Consider the following 14,578-nt stretch of genomic DNA (forward strand, 5'->3'; position numbering starts at 1 on the left):
TGTGAGCGAACAAAAACAGTCTCTTAGCTATAAAGACGCGGGCGTAGATATCGATGCCGGTAATGCACTTGTTGAGCGTATTAAAGGCGTAGTTAAAAAAACCAGACGTCCTGAAGTAATGGGCGGTATCGGTGGTTTTGGCGCACTTTGCGAACTACCAACTGGCTATAAAGAGCCTGTACTGGTTGCTGGCACAGACGGTGTTGGTACAAAACTACGTTTAGCAATCGATCTTAAAAAGCACGACACAGTGGGTATCGACCTTGTTGCTATGTGTGTAAACGACCTTATTGTACAAGGTGCAGAGCCACTATTTTTCCTTGATTACTATGCAACTGGTAAATTAGACGTAGATACTGCGGCTGATGTTGTAACAGGTATTGGTAAAGGCTGTGAGCTTTCTGGCTGTGCATTAATCGGTGGTGAAACTGCTGAAATGCCAGGTATGTACGACGGCGAAGACTATGACATGGCTGGTTTCTGTACTGGTGTGGTAGAAAAATCAAAAATTATCGACGGTACTAAAGTTGCTGCAGGCGACCAATTAATCGCACTTGCATCAAGTGGTCCTCATTCAAACGGTTTCTCATTAATTCGTAAAGTCCTTGAAGTATCTGGCGCAGACACAAGCGCTGAACTTGAAGGCAAAGCACTTGGCGATCACCTTTTAGAGCCAACTCGCATCTACGTTAAACAATTACTTGAGCTATTCAAGCAAGTTGATGTACACGCGTTATCTCACATCACAGGTGGTGGCTTCTGGGAAAACATCCCGCGCGTACTTCCTGAGTCTGCAAAAGCAGTAATCAAAGGCGACAGCTGGGAATGGCCTGTAGTTTTCAACTGGTTACAAGAAAACGGCAACATCACAACACACGAAATGTACCGAACATTCAACTGTGGTGTAGGCATGGTATTAGTTGTTCCAGCTGACAAACTTGAGCAAAGCTTAACAATTCTTAAAGATCTTGGCGAAAATGCATGGCATATCGGTGAGATCCAAGATGCGAAAGCAGGCGAAGAGCAAGTAGAAATTTTAGGTGGTCGTGACTAATGACCCCTTGTCGTCTTGTTGTATTAATTTCTGGTAGCGGTTCTAACCTTCAAGCCATCATTGACGCGTGTGCGCGTGGTGAAATTAAGGCCGAAATCGCCGCTGTAATTAGTAATAAAGCCGACGCCTATGGCCTTGAGCGAGCAAAAAATGCAGGTATACAAACTCGTGTACTTAGCCATAAAGATTTTGACTCGCGCGAGGCCTATGATGCTGAGTTAATGGACATTATTGACAATTTTGAACCAAATCTAGTTGTATTAGCTGGTTTTATGCGTATTCTTACTCCTAGCTTAGTGCAAAAATTTAAGGGAAAAATGTTGAACATTCACCCTTCTTTGTTGCCTAAGTACCAAGGGCTGAATACCCACCAACGAGCGATAGATGCAAAAGATGACGTTCATGGTGTTAGTGTTCACTTTGTCACAGAAGAGCTAGACGGCGGTCCCGTTGTTCTTCAAGCCAAAGTTCCGGTACTCGAAAGCGATACCGCAGAGACACTCGCACAACGTGTTCATCAGCAAGAACATATAATCTATCCATTGGTGGTCAAGTGGTTCAGTGAACAACGACTCAAGATGGAAGCAGATTATGCAGTTTTTGACGAAAAGAAACTTCCTGCACACGGCGCGCACTACCCAGAATAAAAATCTAAGTGCCCTACTTGCTTGTGTGGGCACTTTATTACTTCCTACCAGTGTTTTAGCTGGCGACCTCACTCAATACCAAGCAGAATACGATGTACTTCGTAAAGGCGAAACCCATGGTAAAGCAGTCCGCGAGCTTAAAAGAGCCGCAGACGGTAATTACGTGATCACTTATCACAGTGAAATCGAATGGATGATTTTTTCGGACTCACGAAAAGAAACATCAATGTTTACTTATCATGATCACAAAATCTCTCCAGTAAGTTACACTATGGAGCGCTCTGGAACAGGGCCTGATAAAGAATACAGCTTAAAATTTGATTCAACTCAAAAGCAAGTGCAAAGCAATCAAAGTAAATACCCACTTAAAATTGATTGGTCTGATGATTTTCAAGATTCACTGTCTTATCAAGTACAAGTTCGAGAAGAACTAAAACAAGGCAAAACGCAATTATCGTATCCATTGATTGATAAAAAAGGTAATCTGCGAAATTACGACTTTGAAGTTGTGGGCACAGAAATGATTTCGCTGCCAATTGGTAATGTAGAAGCCATTAAAGTAAAACGTTTATACGATAACGATAAGCGTCAAGCGCTAGCTTGGTTTGCTCCTGAAATGGACTACATGTTAGTTCGTATGTGGAAAGGTGAAAAAGGGGTAGAACAATTTGAAGTGCAACTTAATTCATTCACTGTGACCACGCCAGTCTCGTTAACAAATGAAGAAAGTAAAGAAGCGCCCTAATAGCGCTTCATTCTTTTTTAGATTTTTTCGCCCATTTTAAACAGTGCAAACTCACCCGGTTCCATTTTTTGCCAACGCTCGTCATTGGTGAGTGGTCTTGTCGCAATGACAGTAACCACATCATTCGGTGTGGTTTCTTTTTGAAAATCGACCACCATATCAGCATCAATTAATGTTGCTTTACCAAACGGTGCTCGACGAGTGATCCAATGTAAGTTATTGGTACAATAAGCTAAAACATAAACACCATCGGTAAGTAGCATGTTAAATACGCCTTTTTCACGCAGTGTGTGAGCAAGCTTAGCAGCATAACGAAATACAGATGCCATATTTGATGGGCGCTTAGGGTATTTTTCGCGAATTTTATCGAGCAACCAACAAAACGCTAGCTCACTGTCGGTATTACCCACTGGCCGATAATAATCTGGCTTTAAATCATGATAATTCGATAATTGCCCGTTGTGAGCATAGGTAATTTCGCGTCCCCACAACTCTCGGGTAAATGGATGAGTGTTTTCAAGACATACACGGCCACGATTACCTTGGCGAATATGACTTATCACCGAAATACTTTTTATTGGATACGCTTTAACGAGTTTAGCAATTTCTGATTGGCAACTTGGCTCTGGATCTTTAAATGTACGACAGCCTTTACCTTCATAAAAGGTGATGCCCCAGCCATCTTTATGCGGTCCAGTATTACCACCCCGCTCTAATAATCCTGAAAAACTGAAACAAATATCCGTTGGTACATTGGCCGACATGCCAAGCAACTCACACATAGAACTCTTAACCTATAAAACTAATCGAAGGAAAGGCATGATGGGCTGATCCCTGCCTGCGCTCATTGTTAAACATAGCGCTAAAGATGGCAACTGCTATGCTGAGATTTTCAGAACTATCTGAGCAATTCACAACTAATAGCTGTTTTAGCGGCGATGATTATCAGTAATTACTCAACAATTTCTAATTTGCTGTAAATCTTTTTGCACTGATAGTCATTTTTAAATGAATAAAACTCACTGAACAGACTGTTTTAATCTCTGTTCTGCTCTTGATAATTCGCTTTTCTAGCGCTACTCTAAAAGAGGTGGTCTGACCTCTATTAAGGAATAATCAATGACTCTCATATTTTTACTTGGTTTACTCGTGCTGCTTAGTATTGCGAGTTACCACAGAGCAAGCTGGAATACCTGCTTAGGTATTACCATTGCGACTTTACTTGTTGGCACATTTGCTGGCGCGTTTGGCGCAATTAGTTGGCTACTATTCTTACTTATCGCTGTGCCACTTTCTGTGACTGGCGTTCGTCAACAATACATCATTAAACCTATTTTTGCTGCTTTCAAAAAAGTAACACCGACTATGTCGGATACTGAAAAATCAGCAATCGATGCCGGTACTACGTGGTGGGAAGCGGATCTGTTTTGTGGTCGTCCTGACTGGAACAAATTACACCAATACCCAGCTCCTAAACTGACTATCGAAGAACAAGCATTTATTGATGGTCCTGTTGAAGAAGTGTGTAGTATGCTAGATGACTGGCACGCAACTCACGAACTAACTGATTTACCGCAAGATGTTTGGCAATATCTAAAAGATAATAAGTTCTTTGCCATGATCATCAAAAAAGAATACGGCGGTTTAGAGTTTTCTGCCTATGCACAATCATGTGTACTGCAAAAACTAACAAGTAAATCAACGTTGCTATCTTCTATCGTAGGTGTACCTAACTCATTAGGTCCGGGCGAATTACTTCAGCACTATGGTACTAAAGAGCAAAAAGATCATTACTTACCACGCTTAGCGAGTGGTCAAGAAATTCCATGTTTTGCGCTAACCTCACCAGAAGCAGGTTCTGACGCAAGTGCAATTCCTGATTACGGTGTTGTTTGTAAAGGCCAATGGAACGGTGAAGAAGTTGTTGGTATCAGCCTAACATGGAACAAGCGTTATATTACTCTTGCTCCTGTTGCAACTGTACTTGGCCTTGCATTTAAATTGCAAGATCCTGACGGTTTACTAGGTGATGACAAAGAACCTGGTATTACCTGTGCGCTGATCCCAACAGATACTCCGGGAGTAGAAATTGGCCGTCGTCACTTCCCGCTAAACGTACCATTCCAAAATGGTCCTACTCGCGGTAAAGATATCTTTGTACCACTTGATTACATCATTGGTGGCCCGAAAATGGCAGGTCAAGGCTGGCGTATGCTTGTTGAATGTTTATCTGTTGGTCGTGCAATCACATTGCCGTCTAACTCTACAGGTGGCATAAAAACAATCGCGCTTGCAACAGGCTCTTACAGCCGTATTCGTCGTCAATTCCGTTTACCAATTGGTCAAATGGAAGGTGTTGAAGAATCAATGGCAAAACTTGCAGGTTACGCATATAGCTCTGATGCTGCAGTTAGTATGTCTACAGGGGCTGTTGACCTTGGTGAAAAACCATCGGTTGTATCTGCAATTATTAAATACCACTTAACTGAGCAAATGCGTGAAGCGACTATTCACGGCATGGATGTTCACGGTGGTAAAGGCATCATGCTTGGTCCAAACAACTATTTAGGTCGTGGCTACCAAGGTGCGCCAATTGCGATTACCGTTGAAGGTGCAAATATCTTAACACGTAACATGATCATCTATGGTCAAGGTGCAATTCGTTGTCATCCATTTGTGTTAACTGAGCTAGGTGCTTGTGCAATTGAAGACCGCGAAGAAGCCCTTGCAGTATTCGATAAAGCGTTAATGGGTCACGTTGGCTTTACTATTTCGAACCTTGTTCGCACTAAGTGGTTAGCATTCACAAATGCACGTTTTACGAGTACGCCGTACAAAGATGAAACCGCTGAGTTTTATCGTGTTGCGTCACGTTTCAGTGCATCGTTAGCATTAATGTCAGATATCAGCATGGCGGTATTTGGTGGTTCATTAAAACGTAAAGAGCGTATCTCTGCACGTTTAGGTGACTTACTAAGCTACTTATACCTTGTATCTGCAACACTTAAACGTTACAACGACGAAGGCCGTAAAAAAGAAGATTTTGCGCTTGTTCAATGGAGCTGCCAAGATCACCTTTACCACTGCCAACGTGCACTAGCTGACTTAATTAACAACATGCCATCTGCACCACTTCGTGCGATGCTAAAAATCATGTTATTCCCATTCGGTCGTCCAGTTCGTAAGCCTACAGATAAGCTTGAGCACAAACTTGCTCACTTATTACAAGTACCAAGCGAAACTCGTAACCGTTTAGCTAACTACATTTACCTTAAAAACGAGCCACTTAACCTTGTGGGTCGTCAGGAGCAAACGCTTAAAGACATTCTTGAAGTTGAGCCTTTGTTTGACAAGGTATGCCGTGAAAAAGGCGTGAAACTGCCTTTCTTCCAGCTTGATAAAGTAGCGCAAATGGGCCTTGAAGCAGGTATTTTAAGCCAAGCTGAAGCCGACAAATTAGCTGCTGTTGAAAAAGCCCGTCTTGATGTTATTAACGTTGACGACTTTGACCCAGCTGACTTAGTTGCCGGTAAGGTAGCCCGCGGCGAGAGCGATAAAAAAGCAGACGCCGCTTAAGCTAGCAAAACAATTCCAATTGTTATGAAAAACCAAACCAGCGCAAATTGCGCTGGTTTTTTTTGCACTAAATATTGCTGCAATACACACCATAATGCCCCAATGGGGATGTAAATCAGGTTAGTGCCAAGCATGCTCATAACAACAATTAAAGCCACAGCAAAAAATATAAAGCTCGGTAAAAACTGGCTTATATAAAACGGCTTGTCTTGGTTATTGCTTTGAAAGAACAGCCGGTATTTTTTAAAAACAGATAAGCAATCGAACTGCAGCGAGCTCGTTAGCAACACGCATACTGAAAAAGCCACAGCCTGTATCAAGTCACTAAAGTCATTACGAACTTCAATTAGCTGTAATAAAGCGAGCAAGAATGCTAACAATACTGAGCCACGCCATATTAAGCTCCAGCTGTGCTGTATAAAGTAACTAAGCCAAAATAAAGCAAGCGAGTGTACTTTTAACTTATGACTTTTTCTTAGAGGAGGGAGTAAAATCGAACAACCGAAAATAGCAACAAAACCTAGATAGTATTGCAGTGAAGTTAAACTAACAGGCAGTAATACCAATACAGAACTGAGCAATAAACTATAAATAAGTGCACGAGGCCTATAAAGAACAAATACTCCACTTAGCCACTGCAACAACATAAACAGCATAAAATGAGGCACTTGTAACCATTGCTTTAACGATAGATCTACTGCTATTAGTAAACTGGCAATAAGCCAAGCATTACTTAAAAGTAGTAATTTGCAGTCAACACATACTCGCCAACTGTATTTATAAAGACTTCGCTGAAATGCCCTATTTTGCGAATTTTTAATGGCTGGCGCCATGGCCCATAACATCACTGATTCAAGTAAGAGATAAATCACTGCTAATTTTGCACCGTAAGCAGGTGCTGCATGGCTATCGACTATTTTTCCAAGCCCTAAAAACAACAATAAAACCATGCCAAGGAAAGCTGGGCCCAGTACTAGTGCGAACAACAAACTAAAGCTCTTTAACTGAGACAGCATGCTTTTGAGGGTGGTCGTATATGCTAGGTATCGAAAAGAAAGGAATGACAAGTAACTAGCAAGGGAGTTTATCATAGTGATGTGCACTCAAAACCGTGTTGTATAAACACCTCTGGTTCGTGGCTTGTAATGATGACCTGCCCATTAGGTTTATCATCTAGGTAGCTATCGAGTATGGTCAGCAAAAATTTTATACTTATTTGATCAAGCGCAGCGCTCGGTTCATCTAATAGTAAAAATGGAGCTTGCTTTAAAAAAGCTGTTATAAGCTGACACTTCTTTTGATTGCCACTCGACAAAGCACTAAAGCGAGTATTGAAATGCTCTGTAAAGTTAAATCCAGTAATAAGTTGCTCTGGCATATCTTTCTTTAACGCATTGCAACTAAGTTCAATAATCTGCCGCGCAGTTAAAAAATCTGGCAGCGTAATACGGTCGCTAGCAATTGAAACATCGTTTTGCGGCGACTTTAATGCTTGATTATTATATAAAACAACCCCTGATTGCGGCTTTTCAAGGCCAGCTAGCATCATCAGTAATGTTGTTTTTCCTCTACCATTGGCTGCCTGTAAACAAACCTTTTTATTCTGAAATTGCTTACTGTAGTTTTTGAACACGTGCGCTGAGGCAAAGCGCTTATTGAGGTTGTTAATTTCAATCATGTTTATTCCTTTAATAGTGAAAAAATAATAACACACTCATGTACCTATTCATTTACATGATTTGTAACAAATATCGAACGGGTAAAACTTGCGTTTAGATTATGAACAGGCAACACTTTATAACGAAAAATTAACAAGGAATAATTACAATGAAACCGAGTTTTCAAATAGCAGCAGTTGCATGTGCGCTTAGCCTTGCACTTGCAGGATGTTCACAATCAACCCCATCAACTAGCATCACCGAAAGCGTGCAACAAAGCCAAAATGTTAAACAGTATGATGCTGAAACTTTTTTTGATACAACCTCAATTATGGGCAGCAGCTTTTCACCTAAAGGCGACAAAATACTCGTTAGCAGTGACGAAAGCGGCATTTATAGCCTGTATGAAGTAGATATAAAAACTGCCAAAAAAACCCGCTTAACAGACTTTGAAGACAGTACTTATGCAGTGGCTTATTTCCCTCAAGATGAGCGCGTATTATTTACTAAAGACTCAGGCGGTAACGAGCGTTATCACATCTATGTTCGCGAAACAGATGGCACAGTGAAAGACCTCACCTCTGGTGAAGAAACCCGAGCAGGGTTTGCTGGCTTCACCGAAGACGGTAAACAGTTTTTTATAACCAGCAATCAGCGTGATGCTAAGTTTATGGACCTATATCGTGTTGATGCTAACAGCTATGAAGTAACACCTGTTTATCAAAATACCATGGGCCTTGATGTCGGCGCAATCAGCCCTGATGGCCGTTTTATTGCTTTATCGAAAAACAATTCGAACAAAGACAGCGATGTATTCATACTTGATACTCGTAAAAAAACTCTGAAACCAGAGCTCATTACCCGCCATGACGGCGACGCTAAATACGGCCCTGAAACATTTTCAAGAGACAGTAAATCATTGTACTACTCAACTGATGCTAAGGGTGAGTTTGCAGAAGTATGGCGTTATGATTTAACTACCGGTGAGCACAGCCCTGCCCTCAAAGATGAGTGGGATGTAAGCTTTATTTACTTCTCTAAATCTGGCCGTTACCAAGTAAGCGGTGTTAATGCTGATGCAAGCACTAAGGTGTCGATAATCGATACCACCACAGGTAAAGGTATTGCCATGCCATCACTGCCTGCTGGTAACTTACGCGGTGTAAATTTTTCAGCTGATGAAAAAACCATGGCGTTTTACCTAAATTCAGACACCTCTCCAAGCAACCTATTTGTATGGCAAGTCGGTGAGTCGAAAGCTAAACAATTAACCAATACATTAAGTGATGCAATTGATCAAAGTGACTTGGTTGAAAGCACCATTGTGCGCTTTAAAAGCTTTGATGGTTTAGAAATTCCGGGAGTTTTATACAAGCCTAAGCAAGCCAACAGCAACAACAAAGTACCTGCTTTAGTATGGGTGCATGGCGGCCCTGGTGGACAAAGCCGCACTGGATATAGTGCTATGCAGCAACATCTAGTAAATCATGGTTATGCCATTTTTGCAGTCAATAACCGAGGTAGCTCAGGTTACGGTAAAACCTTCTTCCATTTAGATGACAAAAAGCATGGCACTGACGATTTACAAGATATCGTTTACGGTAAAAAACACCTGCAAAGCCTAGATTGGGTCGATGCTGATAAAATTGGCATCATAGGGGGCAGCTATGGTGGTTTTATGACTGCTGCTGCACTTGCCTTCGAACCTGAAGAGTTTAAAGTCGGCATTAATATTTTTGGTGTAACGAATTGGGTTAGAACCTTAAACTCGATTCCACCATGGTGGGAAAGCTTTAAAAAGGCGCTGTATGACGAAATGGGCGACCCCGCGACAGACGGTGAACGTCACCGTGCAATTTCGCCACTATTTCATGCTAAAAACATCACTAAGCCTTTAATGGTGATTCAAGGTGCTAACGACCCTCGCGTTTTACAAGTTGAAAGCGATGAGCTCGTTGCCGCTGTAAAAGCAAATGGTGTGCCTGTCGAATATGTATTATTCGATGATGAAGGCCATGGGTTTACTAAAAAGGAAAACCGTATAAAAGCCTCAAACGCATATCTTGAGTTTTTAAATACCTACTTAGATAAATAGGAGAACTACAAAGATTAAGAGCCGGTTTCTATACCGGCTTTTTTATGCAAAATACCTGTATAGAAGCAAAACTTAGCTATTTACATAGTACTGTATAAAACACTGTATAGCTTTAGCGGTAAATTTCTCACCTTTTTCAACCTTCAAAACAAAACCATAACCAATTGTTTAATAACAACTAAATTATTTTAATTAAAATAAAACTGAATTATTGGTTAAAAAATAGCAAAAAAGTACTTGCGCAAGAACACTGTATAAACTACTGTATACACATACTGTATAAACAACCAGTGAGTGAAAGTTATGTTACAGCCAATTACCTTAAGAACAGTTAAAAGCTACCAACAAGATAACGACAAAGCGTCTGTTAACTTAATTCAAATTGAAGATGAAATATCAGCAACCTTTGAACTATTAAAGGTATTGCATCATTACAATAGCCAAAATGCATGGACCCTATTAATTGCTCCTGATCATGTTCCTAGTAAAGCGTTATTAGATTCGTGTTCGATTGATACCAGCAAACTGCTTGTGATAAGACAAAAGCATTTAGTTAACCTTGAGTATGTACTTAGCTCAGCATTACATAACGGTAATTTTGCTGCTGTAATCACATGGACAGATATTGTAAGCAATCATCAACTTGATTCGATGAACTTAAACCTTGAGCAGGCATCTGCTAAGTTTTATTGTTTTACAAAAAGCGCCCAATTAAACAATTTAGTACCGCAGCCACAATAGGCTTGTTAAAATAACAATTTATAGTTTTAGGTAAGTTGTTATGACATCACTCACACACTCCCTTTGTCCTTGTGGCAGCGAATTGACTTACGAGCTTTGCTGCCAACCTTTTCATACAGGTGCAAGCCAAGCTGATAACCCAGAGCAACTTATGCGTTCTCGTTTTAGTGCCTACGCGCTAAAAGATGCTAAATATGTATTTAGTACCTATGCACAAAGCCAGCAAGCCGCTAACCCGGTTCGCGAAATCAAAGATTTTGCTAATAGCTGCCGTTTTACCAAACTCAGTGTTTTAGATACTGAACATAATGATCAAGAAGGTTTTGTAGAATTTAAAGCAAATTACTTTTACCAAAACTTGTATTGTGAGTTACACGAAAAATCGCGTTTTATTAAAGAAGATGGCCTATGGCGTTACCTAGATGGTGATATAACGCCAGTTGCAGATATTAAAATTGGCCGTAATGATGAATGCCCTTGTGGTAGCGGCAAAAAATATAAAAAGTGTCACGCTCTTTAGTTATCATTAACCTGGTAAATCCAGTCTAAGGCTTGGGTAATCGTTGTTGGGAATGCTGTTGCATGGCGTGCCTGAGGGATAACAAATAAATTTGTTGTAACCAGCGCGCCGCTTTGTTTATTAATTTTAGCTGCTAATTGCCTTGCGCCCGAAACCATTTGTTCACCTTCACTTTCTTCAAGTTCTCCGATACCAATATACACTTTAGTTGTTTTGCTTGTGGGCACCACAGGTAAAGCTAAAAGGTCATGCTGCTTAAACCACACTGAAGGGCTACCTATGACATAACTGGAAAAAAGCGTAGGCTCAGTAAATAAGGTATAGGCTGCAAATAAACCACCAAGCGAGTTACCGACCAAGGTGTTTTTTTGGCTTGTTCTGTAGTGAGCATCAATATAGGGCAATACGGATTGTTTTAAATAATTGAGGTAGTTTCTTGCTCCCCCAGTCTGTCGCTGCCAATTTTTATCTTCAAATGGGGTGTAGTCATAAATACGGCTATTAAGCCCAGACATGCCTTTTTGGTATCCTATAGCAACGATAATCACCTCTTCAATGGACCCCGAATTCATCATAAAGCGACTAGCACCAGAGGCAATTGGCAAACTATAATTTGCATCTAATAGATACACCACAGGGTAGCGTTTATGACTTTGCTTTTGGTAGCTAGGTGGCAGTTTAATAGTGATTGGGTATTCGTTGTCTGATTGTTTATCTTTAAGCAAAACTGTATCAGTGCGCGGCAACGTAAACGGCTCAGCATCGCTTGAAAAGCTTATTCCGAAAACACTAATCGCTAAAAATAACAATATATAAGGCATAGTTAATCCTTTAGCCACTTCTTAATAGGTAACACCCATTCATCTTTTGGCTTATAAAATGCGCCATGTGAAAGCCCTGTATTGATGCTTATTTCTTCGAACTTGGTTACCTCATTCCTATCAATTAAAAATTGACAAGAGCCAACCTGATCTGAACGTTCAAAGATAGAGTAAACCTTGCCGTAAGCTTTAACTGATGGGAGCTTTTTAATTAAACCAGCACAACCAGCTAAAATAATTAAGTTGATATTTGTACGTTTAAGTTCATTGGCTGCCATTATCGACAATGCCCCACCCCTTGAAAAACCAACCAAACTGATGTTTGATTCAGCAACACCGGCAGTTATTAATGCTTCAACGTCTGCTGCAAGCTTTTCCGCAAACACAAAAGGTTCAGTGCCTTTTGGTCTATGGTAAGCAATTAAATGATAGCTCTCATCTGCAAGCGCTTCTTTTACGGCAACAAAATCATAAATCCCAAAGGTTTTGTGAACAGGCTTAGGGTTATGCCCTTCTACAATAAAACCATGTGAATAAAAAACATAGTGACCATGTGGGTCAATTTCTGTCGGAAACTGGCTGTTAATAGTGCCAGCAAAAGCAGGCATAACCCAACAAACACAGAGTAAAAATACAGTACGCAACACAGACATCCCTATGAAAAATAAAACTACCATTGTTTTATATAATAACATTATAAAAAATAATACCTTAGCGAACAGCTCTACCCTACTACTATTAATTGAAAATAAATATCAAGTTAGTTCTCGCAAGCTATAACACTATTAAAATAGCAAGTTTCAACTTGAGGTAAATTCATATAATTTCATAACTAAAATACAAACAATTAGATGACAACGCTGTCAATTATTTATAGGAAGGCGTATTGTAAAAAAGCGGTTAAATTAATCGCCAACTTTAGACGTCTAGACGTTGAAAAAAATAATTCTAAGGCGTAGTATGTTCGTAATCTGAGTCAGACTCACATTTTTCATGAGATTTTTTAAAGATGATTGATATAAAACACTTAAAAACCATAGCGACCCTTAAAGAAACAGGCTCTTTGGTCAATACAGCGCGTGAGTTATTTCTAACTCAATCGGCTTTATCGCATCAAATTAAAGATCTTGAGAATAAGTTAGATTGCCAACTGTTTGAACGTAAGACACAGCCTGTGCGCTTCACACCACAAGGTATGTTACTTCTGGAACTTGCTAACGAGGTATTACCTCGAGTTGAAGCAACGAAATGTCGCTTAAAGGAAAGCCTGAATCAGCCAATATCAAATTTACGTTTAAGTGTTGAGTGTCATGCCTGCTTTCATTGGTTGCTACCAACCATAAAAGAATTTAATAACTTTTGGCCTGATATTAAAATTGATTACGAGCGCGGCTTTAGTTACGACGCTATCCCAGATTTAATTAATGATGAATTAGATCTAGTGCTGACTTCTGATATCCGTGAACCAGATCAGCTTGAATATGCTCACCTGTTTGATTTTAAATTAAAACTAATCGTTGCACCGGATCATGAATTGGCAAAAAAAGCCTATGTCACGGCCCTTGATTTAAAGAACGAAACAATTATTTCTTACCCTATTCCGCGTGAGCGCCAAGATATCTTTAAACATTTCATTCAAAATGCACGATTTGATGGCACCCTTAAAACTGTTGACCAAGGCTTATTGATTTTCCAATTAGTGAGCGCAGGTATGGGAGTTGCAGCATTACCAGATTGGCTAGTCACCCCTTATGAAAGCCAAGGGCTTATTAAGTCTATTCCGTTAGGTGCATTAGGTCTTACACGCCCTATGTATTTAGCGATGAAAAAAAATATGAAAGATAACCCTGTTTATCGCCACTTTTTAAATACGTGTAAGCAAAATAACGGTCGCTAAAGCAAGGCAAAATAACTAACATAGCATTATCTGTCACAGACAATAGCATTGATATATGTTTGAAATTAAAAAGATCATTGGCTCATTATTAATGCCCCTGCCGTTGCTCGGGCTGCTTACTTTAGTGATGGTATTTTTAGCCATTACACATAAACGCAAAGCACTCTATTTTGGCTTTGTTAGCATTTTAACTTTAATGCTGATAAGCACGCCATTTATTGGCCAGTCATTGATAGCTACAAGCAATAACCCTGCATGGCAATTTAACCAAGCAAAACATCCTAAACTTGATAATATTGTGGTACTTGGCTGCTCAATAATGCCCAACTCGCGCCTTCAAGCAAACCACCAGTTAGGCGATTGTGCGCTTGCTCGCTTACTTGAAGGTGTTAAGCTTGCTCACCATTATCCAAATGCCACCCTCTATGTATCAGGGGGCGGTTTTGCTAATACCACCAATAGTCAACTCATGTTTGAAACAGCAAAAGCGTTAGGTATTTCTGCAACGAGAATTAAACAAAATCCCCTCGCTATGGATACCGCAGAAGAAGCGAAACGACTTGCCATATATTTAGTTGATAAAGAAACTGCCCTAGTCACCTCAGCAAGCCATATGCCGCGAGCGAAAGACTTATTTAATGCACAAGGTGTTGATGTGATCCCAGCGGCAACCGACTTTCAAGATTTTAGTCAGTATCCAACGTATAAACAGTTTATACCTGATGACGCTGTACTTGTTGCAGTGACCAGAGTTGCTCATGAGAAAATTGGCAGTGCATGGGTGAGTGTGCGCCGCTGGATTGATCCAGAGACGCTATAGACTT

The 14,578-nt window shown here is 40.3% G+C and carries 14 protein-coding genes; 9 read left to right on the plus strand and 5 right to left on the minus strand.

The annotated features are described in order from the left end of the window. Nucleotide 1: 1 nt before the first annotated feature. The 3 genes from purM to J8Z25_RS10360 are packed head-to-tail and all read left to right on the plus strand — an operon-like array spanning nucleotide 2 to nucleotide 2,446. A complete protein-coding gene (purM, locus tag J8Z25_RS10350) occupies nucleotides 2–1,054 on the plus strand; it encodes a phosphoribosylformylglycinamidine cyclo-ligase (RefSeq protein WP_130051224.1) in 1,053 nt (350 codons plus the stop codon). Continuing rightward, nucleotides 1,054–1,701 carry a phosphoribosylglycinamide formyltransferase gene (gene purN, locus J8Z25_RS10355; protein WP_130051223.1) on the plus strand — a complete coding sequence of 216 codons (648 nt, stop codon included), beginning with the start codon at nucleotides 1,054–1,056 and terminating at the stop codon, nucleotides 1,699–1,701. The genes purM and purN overlap by 1 nt, the downstream gene beginning before the upstream one ends. Continuing rightward, a complete protein-coding gene (locus tag J8Z25_RS10360; RefSeq protein WP_130051222.1) occupies nucleotides 1,646–2,446 on the plus strand; it encodes a DUF3108 domain-containing protein in 801 nt (266 codons plus the stop codon). Before purN ends, J8Z25_RS10360 begins: the two co-directional genes overlap by 56 nt. A 17-nt stretch (nucleotides 2,447–2,463) precedes the next feature. Here J8Z25_RS10360 and J8Z25_RS10365 read toward each other — a convergent pair whose 3' ends face one another. Beyond that, the gene (locus J8Z25_RS10365) at nucleotides 2,464–3,228 is read right to left on the minus strand and encodes a class II glutamine amidotransferase (protein ID WP_138599717.1); all 765 of its coding nucleotides are present in this window, start codon (nucleotides 3,226–3,228) and stop codon (nucleotides 2,464–2,466) included. Nucleotides 3,229–3,565: 337 nt separating this feature from the next. Between J8Z25_RS10365 and fadE the strand changes: the two genes are divergently transcribed. Further along, nucleotides 3,566–6,022 (plus strand): acyl-CoA dehydrogenase FadE, encoded by a 2,457-nt coding sequence (gene fadE / locus J8Z25_RS10370; protein WP_130051220.1) that lies wholly within the window; start codon nucleotides 3,566–3,568, stop codon nucleotides 6,020–6,022. On the opposite strand, the gene J8Z25_RS10375 is transcribed toward fadE, so the two are convergent. Beyond that, nucleotides 6,019–7,113 carry a DUF6136 family protein gene (locus J8Z25_RS10375; RefSeq protein ID WP_167657766.1) on the minus strand — a complete coding sequence of 365 codons (1,095 nt, stop codon included), beginning with the start codon at nucleotides 7,111–7,113 and terminating at the stop codon, nucleotides 6,019–6,021. The two genes, fadE and J8Z25_RS10375, sit on opposite strands and share 4 nt — an antisense overlap. After that, on the minus strand, nucleotides 7,110–7,700 hold the full coding sequence (locus tag J8Z25_RS10380; protein ID WP_167657765.1) for an ATP-binding cassette domain-containing protein: 591 nt from the start codon (nucleotides 7,698–7,700) through the stop codon (nucleotides 7,110–7,112). The genes J8Z25_RS10375 and J8Z25_RS10380 overlap by 4 nt, the downstream gene beginning before the upstream one ends. 149 nt (nucleotides 7,701–7,849) lie before the next feature. Here J8Z25_RS10380 and J8Z25_RS10385 point away from each other — a divergent pair, with 149 nt between their 5' ends. From J8Z25_RS10385 to J8Z25_RS10395, 3 genes are all read left to right on the plus strand, one after another. Further along, the gene (locus J8Z25_RS10385) at nucleotides 7,850–9,775 is read left to right on the plus strand and encodes a S9 family peptidase (protein ID WP_250661017.1); all 1,926 of its coding nucleotides are present in this window, start codon (nucleotides 7,850–7,852) and stop codon (nucleotides 9,773–9,775) included. A gap of 303 nt (nucleotides 9,776–10,078) precedes the next feature. Then, complete coding sequence (locus J8Z25_RS10390) at nucleotides 10,079–10,516, plus strand: SulA-like leucine-rich domain-containing protein (protein ID WP_130051218.1); 438 nt, start codon at nucleotides 10,079–10,081, stop codon at nucleotides 10,514–10,516. 40 nt (nucleotides 10,517–10,556) lie between these two features. After that, nucleotides 10,557–11,036, plus strand: a complete 480-nt coding sequence (locus tag J8Z25_RS10395) for a YchJ family protein (RefSeq protein ID WP_130051217.1) — start codon at nucleotides 10,557–10,559, stop codon at nucleotides 11,034–11,036. Here J8Z25_RS10395 and J8Z25_RS10400 read toward each other — a convergent pair. After that, on the minus strand, nucleotides 11,033–11,857 hold the full coding sequence (locus tag J8Z25_RS10400) for an alpha/beta hydrolase (RefSeq protein ID WP_250661018.1): 825 nt from the start codon (nucleotides 11,855–11,857) through the stop codon (nucleotides 11,033–11,035). The genes J8Z25_RS10395 and J8Z25_RS10400 overlap by 4 nt on opposite strands. A 2-nt stretch (nucleotides 11,858–11,859) precedes the next feature. Further along, nucleotides 11,860–12,552 carry an alpha/beta fold hydrolase gene (locus tag J8Z25_RS10405; RefSeq protein WP_250661019.1) on the minus strand — a complete coding sequence of 231 codons (693 nt, stop codon included), beginning with the start codon at nucleotides 12,550–12,552 and terminating at the stop codon, nucleotides 11,860–11,862. A 314-nt stretch (nucleotides 12,553–12,866) separates the two neighbouring features. Here J8Z25_RS10405 and J8Z25_RS10410 point away from each other — a divergent pair, with 314 nt between their 5' ends. Together J8Z25_RS10410 and J8Z25_RS10415 are read left to right on the plus strand one after the other, a co-directional pair. Then, nucleotides 12,867–13,754, plus strand: coding sequence for a LysR substrate-binding domain-containing protein (locus J8Z25_RS10410; protein ID WP_054551603.1), 888 nt, complete (start codon nucleotides 12,867–12,869; stop codon nucleotides 13,752–13,754). A gap of 55 nt (nucleotides 13,755–13,809) precedes the next feature. After that, nucleotides 13,810–14,574, plus strand: coding sequence for a YdcF family protein (locus J8Z25_RS10415; protein ID WP_167657762.1), 765 nt, complete (start codon nucleotides 13,810–13,812; stop codon nucleotides 14,572–14,574). Nucleotides 14,575–14,578 lie beyond the last annotated feature (4 nt).

It is taken from the genome of Pseudoalteromonas sp. SCSIO 43101, from assembly GCF_023650775.1.
In the GTDB taxonomy this organism is placed as follows: Bacteria; Pseudomonadota; Gammaproteobacteria; order Enterobacterales; family Alteromonadaceae; genus Pseudoalteromonas; species Pseudoalteromonas apostichopi.